A 16,858-nucleotide genomic window follows, 5' to 3' on the forward strand; every position below is an offset into this window, starting at 1 on the left:
CCTAGTCGGCCAGGGCTGGGGCGGTGCGGGTCTCGTAGCGCTTCCGCTCGAAGTAGTAGAAGGCCGCGGGTACTACAAAGAGGGTGAGGAGCATAGAGACCGAGACCCCGCCCAGGATAATGATGCCCAGGGGCCGGCGGAACTCCGAGCCTTCCCCCACCGCGGCGATGAGGGGAATGGAGATCATGAGCACCGTCAGGGTGGTCATCAGAATGGGCCGCAAGCGGAGCCGCCCTGCCTCCACCAGGGCCTCGTAGAGGGGTTTTTCCCGCGCCTCACGCACAGCGAAGTCCAAGAGCAGGATGGCGTTTTTGGTGACCAGCCCGATCAGGATCACCACCCCCAGCACCGAGACCACGTCCAGGCCGCTTCTAAAGAAGTAGAGGAACCAGAAGGCCCCCACCAGGGCAAGCGGCACCGGCAGCAGCAGGTAAAGGGGGTAGCGGAAGGTGTTGAACTGGCTTGAAATCACCAAAAAGTTGAGCAAAAGCGCCAGCCCAAAGGCAATTGGGGCGCTTCGGGCCAGGTCGCCCACGAAGGCGGTTGAGCCCTGGCTTTCGAGCTGGACCCCGTCCTCCAGCACCCCGGCCTTCTCCAGCTCGGCCCGTACCATGTTGGAGATTTGCAAAATGCCCATCTCCACCCCCGGGGCCCGGTTGGCGTTGATGCCTGCGGAGAAGGCCTGGTTGGTGCGGGCGAGCTGGGCAGGGGTCTGGCGGGTCTCAAACTGGCCCAGGTTACCTATGGGCAGCGTGCTGCGCAAGGCCGGGGCCGCCACCGGGAGCGAGAGCAGGCTGCTTTGGTCGGGTACCAGCCGGGGGTCAGCCCGCACCACGATGGGAATATCGTCCCCCCCTGCCCGCAGGCTTCCGGCCTGGGTCCCGGCGTTGTAAATCCGCAGGGTCTGGGCCAGGTCGCCGGGGGTGAGGCCGGTGCCCTGGAGCCGGTTGGGGTCTGGCACCAGCACCCGCTCGATGGCGGTCTCCTCGAGGCTGCTGCGCACATCCGAGAGGTAGGGCAGCCGGCGGAGCACCTGCAGCGCAAGCCGGTTCTTCTCCTCCAGCAGGCGGGGGTTGGGGGCAGTCAGGGTGAACTGCAGGTCAGCCGCCCCCCCGGGCCCCCCCTCCGGCACCGTCACCCGCAGTTCGGCCTCGGGCCGGTCGGCCAGGAGCGCTGCCAGGCCCTCGCGGTAGAGGGGCACCAGGTCGTAGACGTTGGGCCGCTCTTCGCGCGGCACCAGCTCCACCACGATGCGGGCCCGCTCGGGGTTGCCGGTGCCCAGGAGGTTCTGCGAGCTGCCCACGGTGCTCAAAGCAGCCCGCACCTCGCTTCGGGTGGCCAGCCAGCCCTCCAGCCGCCGGGTCAGGGCGTCGGTCTCGGACAGGGCCGTGCCCTTGGGCAGGGCCAGGTCGATGTTGATCTGGCCGCTGTCGTTTTTGGGGGTGAAGTTAAAGGGGATGCGGGGGGCCACCAGGCCGATGCTGAGGAAGAAGCCCAGGCCCACCAGGATCACCAGGCCGCTGCGCCTGAGCGAGGCGGCCAGAAAGCGGGCGTAGAGCTCCCGCAGGGCGAGGAAGACCCGCTCCGAGCCGCCGTGCAGGCTGCCGGCGATGGCCCCGGCCAGGCCGAGCACCACCGAGGCGGCCCAGCGCAGGGGGGCCAGCGCAAGGGTTAGGGGGGTGATGAGCAGGTTGAACAGGCGCCGGCCTGGGCTGAGGTGGGGTTCTTGGTAGACGTGGAGCCGCAGGCCCCAGCGCAGGTCCTCCCCAAGCCCCAGCAGGCGCCGACCGAGCTGCCGCCAGCTTGGGGGGTCGGGGTCGGGGAAGTAGGCCAGCCGCACGGTGAGGAAGAAGAGGGCCTCGAGCCAGCTCACCGCGATGGCCGCGGCCAGCACAATGCCGAACTGGCGGAAGAACTCCCCGATGATGCCGGGCAGGAAGCTGATGGGCAGAAAGACCGCCAGCAGCGAGAGGGTGGCCGCCGAGACCGCGGAGAGCACCTCGGTGGACCCCTTGAGCACCGCCTGCAGGTTGTCGTAGCCCATCCGGCGGTAGCGCTCGATGTTCTCCGAAAGCACGATGGAGTCGTCCACCACGATGCCCACGGCCACAATCAGGGCCAGAAGGCTGATGATGTTGAAGGTAAAGCCCAGCAGCCCGAAGACGATCAAGGCCCCCGACATGGTGATGGGGATGGCCAGCACCACGCTGAAGACCGAGTTGAGCTTGCCCAGGAAGATGAGGGTGATGAAGGAGACGATGAGGGCCACCAGCAGGACCTCGCGGAAGGTGTCCTGCACGGTGTTCTCGATGAAGGTGGTGGTGTCCCCCACGATCTGGGCCTTGTAGCCTGCTGGCAGGTTCAGTTCCCTCAGGGTGCGCTTGACCCCCTGGGCCACCGCGACCGCGTTGGAGTCGGGGGTCTTGCGCACGGCCAGGGGGATGACCGGCTGGCCGTTGAGCCGGGTGAGGCGGGTGGGCTCGGCCTGGGTATCGCGCACCACCCCCAGGTCGCGCACCTCGAGGCCCCGCGCAGGGTCGACCAGGATGCGCCCCACCTCCTCCGGGGTGGTGGGGGTGTTGCGCAGGGTGAAGAGGAGGCGCTGGCCCTGGAGGTCCTGGGTGCCCGCCGGAACCGCCAGGGCCGAGGCCTGGATGGCCCCCACCACCTGCTGGGGCGAGAGGCCATAGGCCGCCACCCGGTAGGGGTCGAGCAGCACCTGAATCTGCCGCTCAGGGGCCCCCTGCACCTGCACGTCGGCCACCCCCGAGACCAGCTGGAGCCGGGGTTTGAGCACATCGTTGGCGTACTTGGCCACCTCGCGCAGGTCGCGTCCGTCGGCCGAGAGGGCGACGAAGAGGATGGGGGCCGCCCCGGGGTCGAAGCGCTGCACCACCGGGGCCTGGGCCTCGCGGGGAAGCTGGCCCCGCACCGCGGCCACCCGCTGGGCCACGTCGGTGGCCACCCGGTTGATGTCCTGGCCGAACTCGAAGGAGATGATCACCTGGGAGAAGCCCTCGGCCGAGAGCGAGGCGATCTGGTCGAGGCCCGAGAGGGTGGAGACCGCGTCCTCAATGGGCCGGCTCACCTGTTGCTCCACCTCCTCAGGCCCTGCGCCGGGATAGGCGGTGGTTACGGCCACCACCGGGATTTCAAAGCGGGGCAGCAGGTCCACCCCCACCCGGCTGCCCGAGATGAGGCCGAAGAGCACCATGGCCAGGAAGACCGCGGTGGAGAAGACGAACCGCCGCACGAAGAACTCGATGAGGGGGTTGACAGGCCTTTCCTCCTTCACCGCACCACCTCCACCCTATCCCCGTCGCTCAGGCTGGTGGGCACCGGAAAGATGACCCTGGCCCCCCGTTCCACCCCTTCTACGGCCACCTGGGCCCCGCTGTCGCCCAGGACCCGCACCGGGGTGCGCACGGCCCGGTCTTCCTGCACCACGAAGACGAAGGTGCTGCGCCCCTCGGTGCGGAGCGCCCCAGCGGGGAGCAGCACCCCTTCGGCCAGGTTCAGGTTGTAGCGCACCTGGGCGCTGGCCCCGGGGGGCAGGCTGCCCTCCACCTCTGCCGTGAGCTCCACCAGCCGGTCGGTGCCCGGCACCTTGCTGCTCCTGCTCACCCTGGCAGGGTAGGTCTGCCCGCCGTAGCCCAGGCTCAGCGTGGTGCCGATGGGGAGGGCCGCGGCCTCCTCGGGGGGCAGGCGGAAGCTGGCCTCGAGCCGGCTGGTGTCGGCCAGGCGGAAGACCCGCTGCCCGGCGGCCACGAACTCCCCGGGGTTCACGAACACCTCGGCCACCACCCCGGCGAAAGGCGCCCTGACCTCGGTGTCGCTGAGGGCCCGGCGGGCCTGGGCAAGCTGGTTCTCGGCCTGGCGCACCTGCAGGCGCAAAAGCGCCAGGTCTTCCTGGGAGGCCCGCTGGGCGCGGGCCAGGTTTTCACGGGCGTTGTCGGCCGCGGCCTTGGCCTGGTTGTAGGCGGCCTCGAGGCCCACCAGCTCCACCTGGGCCAGGGCCCCCGCTTGGTAGAGCTGCTGCCCCTCCTGGTAGCGCCGCTCGGCGGCCCGCAGGTTGGCCAGGGCCGACTCCAGACTGGCCTGCAGGGGGGCCAGCGAGGCGGCGGTGGAGCGTTCAGCCCGGGCCAGGTTGATCCGGGCCTGCTCCAGCGCCAGCTCGGCGTTGGTGAGGGCAGTCTGGGCGTTGACCGGGTCGAGCCGGAGCACCACCTGGCCGGCCCCCACCCGGCTGCCTTCCCGCACCAGGACCGCCAGCACCTTGCCGCTGGCGGTGGCCCCCACCTGGCTCTCGCGGATGGGGGCCAGGGTGGCCCCGGTGGTGCGGCTTATGGAGAGGCGCCCGACCTGGGCCTCCACCACCCGTACCCGCACGTTGTTCTCCCTTGGGGCGGAGGTTTCCTGGGCCGGGCGGCGAGGGCCGCAACCCGCCAGAAAGGCCAGCAGGGCCAGCGCCATCACCAAAGGTGCCATCCCTCGCATCAGCGCTCCCCCGCCAGCAGGCTGTAGTAGGCCCGCCAGTAGCTGCCCAGGGCCTGCTGGGCCGCCAGCTCGGCCTGCAGGTAGCTGAGCTCGGCCTGCAGGTAGGCGAGCTGGCTGATGAGCCCCGCATCCAGCCGCTTCTTCTCGTTGGCCAGGGTTTCGCGGGCGTTGGCCAAAGCGGCCTGCTGCACGCTCAGGGCCCGCGCGGCGGCCTCCAGGTTTTGGTATAGCGAGTCGTACTGCAGGCCCAGCCCCCGCTCCACCTCGCGGGCCCCCGCGGCGGCCTGCTCGGCCCGGGCCTGGGCGGCCTCGATCTCGGCCCGGGCCGCGTAGCTCGGGTCTAGCAGCTCCACCTGGAGCCGGGCCAGCTCCACCCGCTGGCGGGCCTGGAGCATGTCGGGGTTCTTGCTGAGGAGCGTTTGGCTCAGGCTGGCTGCGGGCAGGGCCGGGGGGTTGGGCAGAGGGGCCAGGCCGGCGAAGTTGCCCACCAGGCTGCGCAGGCTGCTCTGGGCCAGGGCTAGGCCGTTCTCGGCCCGGCTCAGGTTGCTTTTAGCCTCGTCCAGACGGTTTTGGGCGTTGCGCACGTCCAAAGCGGTGCCGGAGCCGTTGCGCTGGCGGATCTGGGCCACCTCGAGGCCCCGGCTGGCGATTTCCACCGCCTTCTGGGCCAGGCGCACCTGGAGCTGGGCCTCCAGCACCTGGGTGTAGGCCCCCACGATGCTGCTTTGGGCCTGGGCCAGGGCCCGCTCGTAGCTGGCCTGGGCCAGGGCCAGCCGCTGCTCAGCCTGCACCCGGGCTGGCCGGGTCAGGAGGGGGTCGGCCAGGATGCGCTGAAGGTTGGCGCGGGCGTCGTCCAGCTCTACCTGGGCAGCCCGCACCGGGGCTTGATCGGTGGCCTTGGCCAGGGCCCCTTCCAGGGTCAGGTTTTGGCCTAGGGCAAGAGGGGTCAGCAGGGCAAGGAGGGCTAGAACGGCTGGCTTCATGGCTTTACCTCACGGATGGGCAGGGCGTAAAAACGGTAAAGGTCCAGGATGCGCTGGATGCGGGTGAACTGGGCTTGCTCCACCCCCAGCCGGGCCTGGGCCAGGCTGAGCTCGGCCTGCAGGGTGCTCAGGGGGCTGGCAAGCCCCAGGCGCTCGCGCTCCTTGGCCTCGGTCAGGGCTTTTTCCGCGTCTTTTAGGGCGGATTGGGCGTTGGAGAGGTTCTGTTCGGCTGCTTCCACCCCGCTTTTGAGCAGCTCGAGCTGGAGCCTGCTGTTGCGCCGGGCAGCCTCCAGGGCCTGCTGGGCGGCCTCCACCTGCTTTTGTGCCGCCTCCAGGGCCTCTAGGACCCCGAAGGAGAGGTTGGCCGAAAGGCCGATTTGCAGGACGCCGTTGATGCGGTCCTGGGGGGGGGTGCGCCCCTGGGACTGGTAGGTGTAGCCCAGGCTGGGTTGCAGGGTGCGGGAGTTGAGCGAAAGCGTCCAGGCCTCGTTGCTGGAAGTGTTGCGGGTGTAGCTGCCCTGCAGCACGGGCAGCACGCTGCGCAAGGCCCGGTCGTAGGCGATCTGGGCGTTTTGGAGCTGCAGCTCGGCCTGGCGCACCGAGGGTGGGGTGGCCTCGGGGGGTGGGTCCAGGGGGGGTGGGGCGGCCTGTTCGCTGCCTATCAGGTCGGCCAGGCTTTTTCGGGCCAGGCCCAGGTTGCGCTCGGCCTCGGCCTGCTGCAAAACGGCCTGCCGCAGGCTGGCCTCGGCCTGGCGCAGCTCGCCGGAGGCGGCACCCCCCCGCTCGGCCCGCAGCCGGGTGGCTTCCAGACCGGCCTGGGCCAGCCGGACCGCCAGCCGGGCCACCTCCAGCCCCCCCTCGGCCAGCCGCACCCGGTAGGCAGCCTCCACCGCCTGGGCCTGGAGCTGGGCACGGGCCTGCTGCAAGCCCAGCTCGGCCTGGGCCACCCCTATGGCGGCCTGGTTTACCGCATCGGCCACGTCCCCAAAGGGAAAAGGGGTGAGGGTGAGCCCCAGGCTCACCTGCTGGGCCTCGGTGGGCAGGTTGGCGCACTGGGGGTTCAGGGGGTTGGGGCAGACCGGGGGGCCGGGTGGGGGGGCGACGTCGAAGAAGGAGAAGCCCCCCTGGGCTTGGAAGCTCAGGGGGCTCTGGGTGGCCCTGAGCTGGGCTCGAGCCGCTTCCAGGGCCAGCTTGGCCTGCAGGAGGGAGGGGTGGTTTTCCAGCGGGGCAAAGAGGTCCTGGGCCAGCCCCCCGGTTGGGCCCAGTAGTGCGATGGCCAGCAGCAGACCCCTCTTCATGGCATCCCCTTCTCGCTGCGCGGCTCTATCAGTTTGCGGTAGCTCGCTAAGAGCAGCGCCAGCTCCTCGGCGCTCAGGCGGCCAAACCGCTCGCGCGAGACCTCCTTCCACCGCTGGCGCATCTTTTCCAGGAGTTCCTCCCCCTCCTGGGTGAGCAGGATCCGCACCTTGCGCTTGTTCTCGGGGTCGAGCTCGCGCCGCAGCAGGCCCCGTTCCTCCAGGCCGGCCAGGAGCTGGGAGATGCCCGGGGGCGAGGCGTCCATGATAAAGGCCAGGGCCGAGGGCTGGTCCATTCCTCCCGCGATGCACATGAGGGCGAAGGCCTGCATGGGGGAGAGCCCCAGGCCCTCGAAGGCCCGCTGCTGGTCGAGGCGCATCTGCCAGACCAGATGGGAGGAGAGGTGCCACATCTCGTCCATAATTTCGTCCAATGTAAACTTCATACCCATGAAATGTTATGGGGGACGAGGTGGGTCAATAGCAGGCTTCGCTACAGTTTTCACGAGAACTCGAGCGTGTCAGGGCGTGGTAAGCTACTGCCAAGATGGGGGAGAAAACCTTCGAGGAGCGGGAGCTGATCCTGGAGCTTTTTCCCGGCACTTCCCCGGAGCTGCTGCCTCCGGGGGAGATGCTTTATTACCGCGACGAGGAAGGGCGGGTGCACATCCGGGAAGAGCCCCATCATCTGGTGCTGGAGCCGCTGGAGGCCCTGCAGGGCACCACCCCCATCGTCTGTGAGGCTTGCCTGCGCCACATCTCCCGCGCCAGCGCCCAGTTTTTTCGCTTCGGTGTGGGGCAAAGCGGGCGGCACTTCCGCTACGTGGCCCTCTGCCGGGATACCGAAAGCTGCTCCGGCGTGGCCCGGCCCGGACGTTTGAGGGAGATTTTGCTTAGGGGTATACTACCCTGAGCGTTGCGTGGGCTAGGCCAGGCTCGGCGGGTAGAAGGCCGGGCCTTTCCTTCGGGGCCCGGGGGCTCTCACGCAAATCTCAGTTGCAGAGCGCATATCTATCGCCAGAAGACCTCAGGAGGCTGGATGGCACGGGAAGTCAAACTGACCAAGTCGGGGTACGAGCGATTGGTGGCCGAGCTCGAGCAGGAGCGCGCCCGCCTGCAGGAGGCCACCCGCATATTGCAGGAGCTGATGGAGTCTTCCGACGACTACGATGACTCCGGCCTGGAGGATGCCAAGCGGGAAAAAGCCCGGATAGAAGCCCGCATCGAGTCCCTCACCGACACCCTGTCCCGGGCCGAGATTATAGAAGAAGAAGGGCAGGAGGTGAGCGTGGTGAGCCTGGGGGCCATCGTGCACCTCCGCTCCAAGGAGGGGGAAGAGATGGAGGTGCAGGTGGTCTCGCCGGCCGAGGCCAGCGTGCTGGAGCGCCCCATGAAGATCTCCGACGAGAGCCCCCTGGGCCGGGCCCTCCTGGGCCAGCGGGTGGGGGCTAAGGTGATGCTCGATACCCCCAAGGGCAGGCGGGAGTTCAAGATTGTCTCCATTCAGCACTAGCGAGGGGGGCACTGGAACAGGGGGGGCTGGGGTGCGGTGAGGGCCACCTCGAGCCGGTAAGCATCCGGCCTTTCTAGCGCTCGCAGGTACAGCCCCACCCCCTCCGAACCCCGCTGCATGCGCAGTACCCAGTACGCTTCCCCTAGAAGGAGGTTGTATCTTTCACAGCGAAAGACGAAGCCCCGGGCCTGGAGCTGCCCCTGCAGGAGTTCGCCAAGCCGCCTGATTTCCGCTACGCTCCGGGGCCGGTAGCCGCTTTGGGGCTCGAAGTAGAACTCGGTGATCTCCACAGGGCCCTCTTCCAGCCGGGCTATGAGCTTGGCTTCCGGTAGCACCAGACCGTAGCGCTGGGAGACTGGGAGGGTGTCGGCTCCGAGAAAGACGGGTGCGCAGCCTGCGAGCAACAGGAAAAGCCACCGCATGGGTTACCTCCGCTTGAATTGAGCTTACTACAGGCCAGGAGGCTTTGGTAAGGTCGTATAATCGAGCAGTTTTGGTTATGCCCGAGCACAGCGAACAGACCCGACAGCGCCTGGCTAACCTCGAGGCCCTGGTCGAGGCCGGTTTTGAGCGCTTCCCCTACCGCTTCCCCAAGACCCACGAGGCCGCCGAAATCCTGAGCGCCCACGCCGGGGCGGCCCCCCAGGAGGAGTGGCCCCACGAGGAGGTGCGGCTGGCCGGCCGCCTGATGACCTTCCGCCACATGGGCAAGGCCAGCTTTGCCCACCTGCAGGACCAAAGCGGCCGGATCCAGCTTTACTTGGCCCGGGACGTCACCGAGCGCTACGAGCTTATAAAGAAGCTGGACATCGGCGATATCATCGGGGTCGAGGGGACGGTTTTCACCACCAAGACCGGGGAGATTACCGTCAAGGTGCGCCGCTACACCCCGCTGGTCAAGGCCCTCCACCCCCTGCCCGACAAGTGGCATGGCCTGCGCGACGTGGAGACCCGCTACCGCCAGCGCTACCTTGACCTCATCCAGAACCCTGAGGTGCGGGAGGTCTTCCGCACCCGAAGCCGGATGGTGCGCTATATCCGCGACTTCTTCGAAGCGCGGGGCTTTTTGGAGGTGGAGGGGCCCACCCTCCAGGTGGTGGCCGGGGGCACCGAGGCCCGGCCCTTCAAGACCTACCACCACGCCCTGGGCCACGAGTTCAACCTGCGGATTGCCCTGGAGCTTCACCTCAAGCGCCTGCTGGTGGGCGGTTTTGAGAAGGTTTTTGAGATTGGGCGCAACTACCGCAACGAGGGCATCTCACCCAAGCACAACCCCGAGTTCACCATGCTCGAGGCCTACTGGGCCTATGCCGACTACCAGGACATGATGGCCCTGGTAGAGGACCTGCTTTCGGGGCTGGTGCAGCACCTCTTTGGCACCACCCAGATTCGCTACCGCGAGCACACCCTCGACTTCGCCAGGCCCTTTCACCGGCTGGACTATGTGACCGTGCTCAAGGAAAAGGCCGGGCTCGAGTTCGACCCCACCGACCTCGAGCGGCTTCGGGCCTGGGCCGACGAGAGGCACCCTGAGCTGCGGGCCGTGCCCAGCTATAAGCTCCTGGACAAGCTCTTCGGTCACTACGTGGAGCCCCACCTGATTCAGCCTACCTTCGTGCTGGACGTTCCGCTGGTCATAAGCCCCCTGGTCAAGCGTCACCGCGACCCTGCCAAGCCCAACCTCACCGAACGGGCCGATCTGTTCGCGGCAGGTTTGGAGCTCGCCCCCATCTATTCCGAGCTCAACGATGCCCTCGACCAGCGGGCGCGCTTCGAGGAGCAGGCCCGGCGGCGGGAGGCCGGCGACGAGGAGGAGCCCGAGATCGACGAGGACTTCCTGCTGGCGCTGGAGTACGGGATGCCACCCGCGGCGGGTATGGGCCTGGGCATCGACCGGCTGGCCATGCTGCTTACCAACCAGGAAAGCCTCCGCGATGTGATCCTCTTTCCCCTGCTCAAGCCGCGCAGGGAGGCGGCGTTGCGGGAGGCCGAGGAGGCATAGGGCCCCAGCAGAGGTTGGCCGGGCGGGTGGGCCCGGCCTTCTCTTTTTAGTGGTCTTTACTAAGGTTTGTTTATAGATGAGAGGAGGATGTGCAAATTTGGATGACCCGTAGACGCGGCGGTGCTAAAGTGCTTGCAGCCTATGCGCGAGGAACCTGCCAGCACCAAGGAGGCCAGAACCATGCGCGTCCGGCTTCGCTTTGCGCCTGAGGTACGGGGGCGCTTTCGCGAGCGGATGTACCCCAACCTCCAGATCCTAGGGCAGCTCGAGGGTGGCTACACTCTCGTTGAAATTCAGCTCGACCCCGGCAGCCACACCGATGAATTCCCCCTCGAGCTGCTTTCCTGGGTCTTGAGCTGGGGGAGCCGGGTGGAGGTGCTGGAGCCGCCAAGTCTGCGCCAAAGCTGGCTGGCCGAGGTGCGGGCGGTGCTCGAGCGCTACGGGAACACCAGCTCTTTCCCCAGTCCCTTCGTGTTCTGGGGCCACTCCCACCCCGATCCCTCTAGCTGGCAGCCCCTGCGGGCCCACCTGGAGGCCGTAGCCCGGTTGGCAGCCTCGAAGGCCCAGCCCTTCGGCGAGGAGGAGAACGGTTGGTTGGCCGGGCTCCTGCACGACTTGGGCAAGTATGGCGACCGCTTCCAGCTTCGGTTGGAGGGGAAGATAGGCGGCCTCGACCATTGGTCGGCTGGGGCCCACCTGGCCCTCTTCGAGTACCGCCAGCCGGCGGTGGCCCTGGCCATCCAGGGGCACCACATCGGCCTGCAAAGCGGTTCCCGAGAGGCCCTTAAGGGTATGCGCTTGCGCTCCGATGGGCGGGGTTTTCCCCCGAATTTGAAGCTCAGCGAGGTGAACCTGGAGCTGCTCAAGCGCCGTTTGGAGGAGGATGGCCTGAAGCTGCCACCCCCCAGCACGGCCCTGGTGGAGCAGATCAGCAGCGCGGCAGCCATGCTGGACACCCGGATGCTCTTCTCAGCCCTGGTGGACGCCGATTTTGTGGATACCGAAGCCCATCTGCGCGGTGAGGGCTACCGTCCTACCCCCCCGCCCTTGCAGGTGGGGCAGGCCCTGGCCCGCCTGGAGAGCTATCTGGACGAACTGGGTCGAGACGAGCGCATCCCCCCCAAGATCCGCGCCCTACGCAAGGCCCTCTCCGATGCGGCAGCGGAAGCGGCCCGGGATGCTGGGCGCCTTTTTACCCTCACTGCCCCCACCGGTCTGGGCAAAACCCTCGCCATGCTGCGCTTTGCCTTGCGCCGAGCCCTGCGCGATCCCCGCATAAGGCGTATCGTGGTGGTGCTGCCCTACCTTTCCATCCTCGACCAGACTGCCCAGATTTACCGCGAGCTTTTCCGGGATTTCGGTGCCCACTACATCCTGGAGGACCACAGCCTGGCCTACCGCTCCTCGGGCGAGGCATTTTCCGACGAGCAGGACTGGAACGAGCGCGAGCGCCGCCTCCTCACCGAGAACTGGGAGGCCCCCATCGTCCTCACCACCCACGTGCAGCTTCTGGAGAGCCTGCACAGCAACCGGCCCGGCGCCTGTCGCAAGCTCCACAACCTGGCGGGGAGCGTGCTCCTGTTTGACGAAGTGCAGACCCTTCCCGCCCATCTAGCGGTGCCCACCCTGAAGACCCTCTCCCGCCTGGCCAGCGACAAATATGGCTCGGTGGTGGTCTTTGCTACCGCCACCCAGCCCGCTTTCGATATGCTGGACGAACAGGTGCGGCAGGGCGAGCCCCAGGGGTGGTGGCCCGTGGAGATTGCTCCGGCCCCCGAGGTGCTGTTCCAGCAGAGCCGGCGGGTGGAGGTGGACTGGTGGCTCAAAAGCCCTACCCCCCTCTCCCACCTGGTGGCCCTGCTGGCCGCTGAGCCCCAGGTGCTGGTGGTGCTGAACCTCAAGCGGCAGGCCCACGCCCTGTTTCGGCTGGCGGAAGAGCGGGGCCTGGAAGGGCTTTTCCACCTCTCCACCGCCCTTTGCCCGGCCCACCGCCTGAAGGTGTTGGAGGAGATTCAGGCTGCCCTGGAAGCAGGAAAGCCCTGCCGCCTGGTTTCCACCCAGGTGGTGGAGGCGGGGGTGGACCTGGATTTCCCCATCGGGTATCGGGCCTTGGGGCCCCTGGAGGCCATTGCCCAGACCGCCGGCCGGGTCAACCGCCACGGGCGGCGTAAGGAGGGACGGCTGGTGGTCTTCCTGCCCGAGGACGAGGGGTACCCAGACCCAGCCTACGCCCGGGCGGCCGCCCTCACCCGGGTCCTGCAGGCCGAAGGGGGGCTGGACCTGGGCCCCGCCGCCTTCCGGCGCTACTACCAAAGCCTCTACCGGCTGCAGGACGTGAGCGATGAGGAGATAGAAAACCTCATCTTGACCCAGAACTACGCCGAGCTGGCCCGGCGCTACCGCATCATCGAGAGCCCCACGGTGAACGTGGTGGTGCCCTACAACGAAGAGGCCCGTGCCCTGATGCAGGAAGCTCGCCATCACGGCATCAACGCCCAGTGGGTCCGCCGGGCCCGGACCTACGCGGTGCCCTACTTCCTGCCCAGGAGCGGACCCCCTCCTTTTTTGGAGACCCTCTTCCTGCGTCGGGGCCGTGCCCAGGTGCCCGACTGGTTCCTCTGTCCCGACCCAGGTCAGTACCATCCCCGCCTGGGCTTCATGCCGGAGGAGGGCCTAGGCCTGGTGGTTTGAACTAAGGAGGTTGTAAACAAATGCAAAGTTTTACCCTGGAAGTCTGGGGGGACCTGGCCTGCTTCACCCGGCCCGAGCTCAAGGTGGAGCGCTTCAGCTACCCCATCATCACCCCCAGCGCCGCCCGGGGCATCTTTGACGCCATCTACCTGGAGTTTGACCCCGCCACAAGGACCCCTCGCATGTACTGGCAGGTGGAGCGCATTGAGGTGCTGAACCCCGTGCGCTACATCGCCCTCATGCGCAACGAGGTGAAGGAAAAGGCCAGCCTGAGGAAGGTCCAGGAGTGGATGAAAGACCCCAGTTCCTTTGAGCCCCTCTATGCCGACGCCACCCGGGAGGACACGGGCCAGGACACCAGGGGGCGCACCCAGCGCCAGACCATGGCCCTAAAGGACGTGCGCTACCGCCTCACCGCCCATGCGGTGCTTTACCAAGAGGACCACGCCCTGCGCCGCAAGGTGGAGGAGAGCTTCCTCCGCCGGGCCCGGGCCGGCCAGTGCATCTACCAACCCTACCTGGGCTGCCGGGAGTTTGCCGCCTACTTCCGCCTGGTGGAGCCGGGGGAGGCCTCGGCCCCCGTGCCCTACAGCGAAAAGATGGGCTGGATGCTCTACGATGTGTTTGACCTCTCCCGCCCCGGCCGGCCCCTGCGTCCGGATAGGGGAGAGCGGCCCAGGATCAGCCTCTTTGAAGCGGAGGTGGTCAATGGGGTCCTCGAGGTGCCCCCCTACGGGAGCCACCGGGTGAGAAAGGGGGAGGTCTGATGCTGGCCCAGTTGGTGGAGTACACCCGGCGCAAGGGCCTGGCCAGTGAGACCGGCTTCACCACCAAGGAGGTCCGCTGGCTGGTGGGGGTGAGCCCCGAGGGGAGGTTTACCGGGCTCGTCCCCCTGGGCCAGGCGAAGCCCGCCCCCGACCTCTCCCAGCCCGAGATGATGGCCCTGCCCGGCTATCTGCGGACCCAGGGGCACCAGGTGGAGCAGGCCGCCCACTTCCTGGCCGATACCTGCGCGGTGGTGTTCGGCCTTACTGAGAAGGACGAGCAGGGCAATCCCAAAAAGCCCGAGGAGCACGCCAAGAACCTGGAGAAGCAGAAGACCTTCCGGCTCCTCCTCGGGCTGGCCGCCCAGGGGGTGCCCCTGCTGGTGCCCATCCAGAAGATGCTCTCTGACCGGGAGGAAATGGGACGGGTCTTGGGGGCCCTCGAGGCCCAGGCCCAGAAGAAGGGGAAGGAGCGGCTCAGGCCCACGGACAAGGTCTCCTTCCTGGTGGGCGGGGAGTGCGTGCTGGACCGCCCCGACTGGCACGGCTGGTGGCGGGGTTTCCGGGCCCGGGCCTTTCCTGCCGCGGGCAGCAGGGGCCAGATGCGTTCTTTTGCCAGCGGGGAGCTGGTCCAGCCTGCCAACACCCACCCCAAGGTCACCAAGCTGGGAGGCAGCGCCTTCGGCCACGCCCTGGTCACCTACGACAAGGAGGCCTTTGAGTCCTATGGCCTCTCCCAGGGGGAGAACGCTGCGGTGGAGGAACCCCTGGCCACCGCCTACCGGGACGGCCTGGACCACCTCCTGCAGCGGGCAGAGACCCTGGGGGAGATGAAGGTGGTGGTCTGGTACGACCGGGATATCCCCGAGGAGGACGACCTCTTCCGCGACCTCTTTGCCCCCATGGGCGCCGAGGCCCAGGAGGCCCAGGCCCTGGAGCGGGCCCGCAGGGTGCTGAAGGCCCTGAAGACGGGGGAGGCCCCGCCCGAGGTGCGCCAGAGCCGCTTTTTTGCCCTGGCCCTGAGCCCCGCCTCGGGACGAGTGATGGTGCGGGACTGGCAGATGGGGGCCCTCGAGGACTTCATCCAGGCGGTGCAGGCCTGGTTTGAGCACCTCTCCATCGTGCGCCGGGGCGGGGACGGGCCCGCCAGGCTGCCAGGCCTCCAGCGCCTCTTCCTGAGCCTGCAGCGGCCCAGGTCCCCCGACCAGGCCTTGGACGACTACATAAAGCCCATCAAAACCCTCCAGGTCCCCCTCTGGCGGGCGGCCCTGAACCCCAGCCAGCCCATCCCCTACGGGGCCCTGGCCCGGATCATGGAGTCCCACACCGCGGAGGTGATGAGCGGGGCTTTCCTCGAGGCCCTCAAGACCCCCAAGCCGGACGCCGAGGCCCTGGGGCGCATCTACGCCCGCATGGGGCTTCTGAAGGCGTACCACATCCGCAAAGGGAGGAGGATAGGAATGGCCTTAGACCCCAACCACCCCAGCCCGGCCTACCACTGCGGCCGCCTCATGTGCCTCCTGGCCCAGATCCAGGAGGCCTCTGCAGGCGCGGAGGTCAACGCCGGCGTGGTGCAGCGCTACTACGGCGCCGCCAGCAGCACCCCTGCCCTGGTGCTGGGCCGCCTCACCCGGCTTTCCCAGCACCACCTGGCCAAGCTGGCCAAGGACGCCCCGGGCCTGGCCTACTGGTTCAACACCCAGCTGGCCCAGGTCTGGAGCGCCCTGGGCCCCACCCTGCCCCGCACCCTGAACCTGGAGGAGCAGAGCCTCTTTGCCCTGGGCTTCTACCACCAGCTGGCCCAAAGCCGGATGAAGGGGGAGGGCTCCCAGACCCCCTTGGAGTAGAGGAGGTGAGGTATGTCCCGGCCCATCCAGAACCGCTACGAGTTCCTTCTGTTTTTTGACGTACAGGACGGCAACCCAAACGGTGACCCCGATTCGGGCAACGCCCCCCGGGTGGACCCCGAGGACGGCCACGGCCTGGTGAGCGATGTGGCCCTGAAGCGCCGCGTCCGCAACTACGTCCAGGTGGCCCGCCAGGGGGTGCCGGGTTTTGCCATCTTCGTCCAGCACGGCACTAACCTGAACCGCTTCATCTTTGAGGCCCACGAGAAGACCCCGGGGGGGTACACGGGAACCAAGACCAAGGACAAGGTGGAGGCCGCCCGCCGCTGGATGTGCGAGAACTTCTTTGACGTGCGCACCTTCGGCGCGGTGATGAGCACCGGGCCCAACGCTGGGCAGGTGCGGGGGCCGGTGCAGATCACCTTTGCCCGGAGCCTCCACCCCATCTTCCCTGCGGAGGTGAGCGTCACCCGGGGGGCCGTGGCCGAGGACGTGAAGAACGCCAAGACCCTGGAGGACTACCTGCGCTGGGAGAGGGAACAGCCCGAGGACGAGCTCCGCACTATGGGGCGCAAGAGCCTTGTCCCCTACGGGCTTTACGTGGCCAGGGGCTTCGTGAGCGCCCACCTGGCCCAGGGCACCGGCTTCAGCCAGGAGGACCTGAAGCTCCTTGTGGAGGCCCTCCTCAACATGTTTGAGCACGACCGCAGCGCCAGCAAGGGGCACATGGCCACGCGGCGGTTCTACCTCTTCCAGCACGTGGGCACCAACCCCAACAACCCGGAGAACCAGCGCCAGGCCATGCTGGGCTGCGCCCCGGCCCACCGCCTGCTGGACCTGGGCCAGGTGGTCTTTGCCCGCCTCCTGGACGAGACCAGGCCTCCCCGCCGCTTTGCCGACTACGCGGTGAAGGCGGACCCCGATAGGCTACCCAGGGGGGTGCGCATGCTGGAGCTGGACCAGTGGGACGAGGAGCGGTTTGACGCCTGGATGGGAGGTGTCCATGCCTAGGAGGGTGCCCATTCCCCCCCCCCCGGAGCTGAAGGAGCCCGCCCTGGAGGCCTGGTCGCTTAGAGAAAAGAGGGGGTGTGGGGGAGCTATAATCCCCCGGTTTTCAAACCGGGGATACATGGACTCCCCCACGTGCTCCGAAGGAGCCCATAGCATGGTGGGCGGTCGTTTTGCGGTACCATGTGCATGTACCTGAAGAGCGTGGCGCGGTGCGGGAAAGGTTGATGCCGGTATTCCGGGAGACCTGCTCGATGA

The 16,858-nt window shown here is 67.8% G+C and carries 13 protein-coding genes; 7 read left to right on the plus strand and 6 right to left on the minus strand.

Features of this window, described 5'->3' with window-relative positions:
- Window position 1: 1 nt before the first annotated feature.
- Genes DV704_RS05930 through DV704_RS05950 form a run of 5 tightly spaced genes read right to left on the minus strand, consistent with a single transcriptional unit; the run spans window position 2 to window position 7,221 of the window.
- Window positions 2–3,295 carry an efflux RND transporter permease subunit gene (locus DV704_RS05930; protein WP_114798642.1) on the minus strand — a complete coding sequence of 1,098 codons (3,294 nt, stop codon included), beginning with the start codon at window positions 3,293–3,295 and terminating at the stop codon, window positions 2–4.
- The gene (locus DV704_RS05935) at window positions 3,292–4,497 is read right to left on the minus strand and encodes an efflux RND transporter periplasmic adaptor subunit (protein WP_233498263.1); all 1,206 of its coding nucleotides are present in this window, start codon (window positions 4,495–4,497) and stop codon (window positions 3,292–3,294) included. The genes DV704_RS05930 and DV704_RS05935 overlap by 4 nt, the downstream gene beginning before the upstream one ends.
- Window positions 4,497–5,480 carry a TolC family protein gene (locus DV704_RS05940; protein WP_114798644.1) on the minus strand — a complete coding sequence of 328 codons (984 nt, stop codon included), beginning with the start codon at window positions 5,478–5,480 and terminating at the stop codon, window positions 4,497–4,499. The genes DV704_RS05935 and DV704_RS05940 overlap by 1 nt, the downstream gene beginning before the upstream one ends.
- Window positions 5,477–6,778 (minus strand): TolC family protein, encoded by a 1,302-nt coding sequence (locus DV704_RS12440; RefSeq protein WP_114798645.1) that lies wholly within the window; start codon window positions 6,776–6,778, stop codon window positions 5,477–5,479. Before DV704_RS12440 ends, DV704_RS05940 begins: the two co-directional genes overlap by 4 nt.
- Window positions 6,775–7,221: a MarR family winged helix-turn-helix transcriptional regulator gene (locus tag DV704_RS05950; RefSeq protein WP_233498264.1), complete on the minus strand. Its 447-nt coding sequence runs from the start codon at window positions 7,219–7,221 to the stop codon at window positions 6,775–6,777. The genes DV704_RS12440 and DV704_RS05950 overlap by 4 nt, the downstream gene beginning before the upstream one ends.
- A 101-nt stretch (window positions 7,222–7,322) precedes the next feature.
- Between DV704_RS05950 and DV704_RS05955 the strand changes: the two genes are divergently transcribed.
- On the plus strand, window positions 7,323–7,688 hold the full coding sequence (locus tag DV704_RS05955; protein WP_114798647.1) for a hypothetical protein: 366 nt from the start codon (window positions 7,323–7,325) through the stop codon (window positions 7,686–7,688).
- A gap of 126 nt (window positions 7,689–7,814) precedes the next feature.
- The gene (locus DV704_RS05960; protein WP_114798648.1) at window positions 7,815–8,288 is read left to right on the plus strand and encodes a GreA/GreB family elongation factor; all 474 of its coding nucleotides are present in this window, start codon (window positions 7,815–7,817) and stop codon (window positions 8,286–8,288) included.
- On the opposite strand, the gene DV704_RS05965 is transcribed toward DV704_RS05960, so the two are convergent.
- Window positions 8,285–8,710, minus strand: a complete 426-nt coding sequence (locus tag DV704_RS05965) for a hypothetical protein (protein ID WP_114798649.1) — start codon at window positions 8,708–8,710, stop codon at window positions 8,285–8,287. The genes DV704_RS05960 and DV704_RS05965 overlap by 4 nt on opposite strands.
- A gap of 77 nt (window positions 8,711–8,787) precedes the next feature.
- On the opposite strand from DV704_RS05965, the gene lysS reads away from it, so the two are divergent.
- From lysS to cas7c, 5 genes are all read left to right on the plus strand, one after another.
- Window positions 8,788–10,290, plus strand: coding sequence for a lysine--tRNA ligase (lysS, locus tag DV704_RS05970; protein WP_114798650.1), 1,503 nt, complete (start codon window positions 8,788–8,790; stop codon window positions 10,288–10,290).
- A gap of 141 nt (window positions 10,291–10,431) precedes the next feature.
- Window positions 10,432–12,981 (plus strand): CRISPR-associated helicase Cas3', encoded by a 2,550-nt coding sequence (gene cas3, locus DV704_RS05975; protein ID WP_114798651.1) that lies wholly within the window; start codon window positions 10,432–10,434, stop codon window positions 12,979–12,981.
- A 20-nt stretch (window positions 12,982–13,001) separates the two neighbouring features.
- On the plus strand, window positions 13,002–13,748 hold the full coding sequence (gene cas5c / locus DV704_RS05980; RefSeq protein WP_114798652.1) for a type I-C CRISPR-associated protein Cas5c: 747 nt from the start codon (window positions 13,002–13,004) through the stop codon (window positions 13,746–13,748).
- On the plus strand, window positions 13,748–15,592 hold the full coding sequence (gene cas8c, locus DV704_RS05985; RefSeq protein ID WP_114798653.1) for a type I-C CRISPR-associated protein Cas8c/Csd1: 1,845 nt from the start codon (window positions 13,748–13,750) through the stop codon (window positions 15,590–15,592). The genes cas5c and cas8c overlap by 1 nt, the downstream gene beginning before the upstream one ends.
- Window positions 15,593–15,604: 12 nt before the next feature.
- The gene (cas7c, locus tag DV704_RS05990) at window positions 15,605–16,603 is read left to right on the plus strand and encodes a type I-C CRISPR-associated protein Cas7/Csd2 (RefSeq protein WP_114798654.1); all 999 of its coding nucleotides are present in this window, start codon (window positions 15,605–15,607) and stop codon (window positions 16,601–16,603) included.
- Window positions 16,604–16,858 lie beyond the last annotated feature (255 nt).

It is taken from the genome of Meiothermus sp. QL-1, assembly GCF_003351145.1.
Classification (GTDB): Bacteria; Deinococcota; Deinococci; order Deinococcales; family Thermaceae; genus Meiothermus.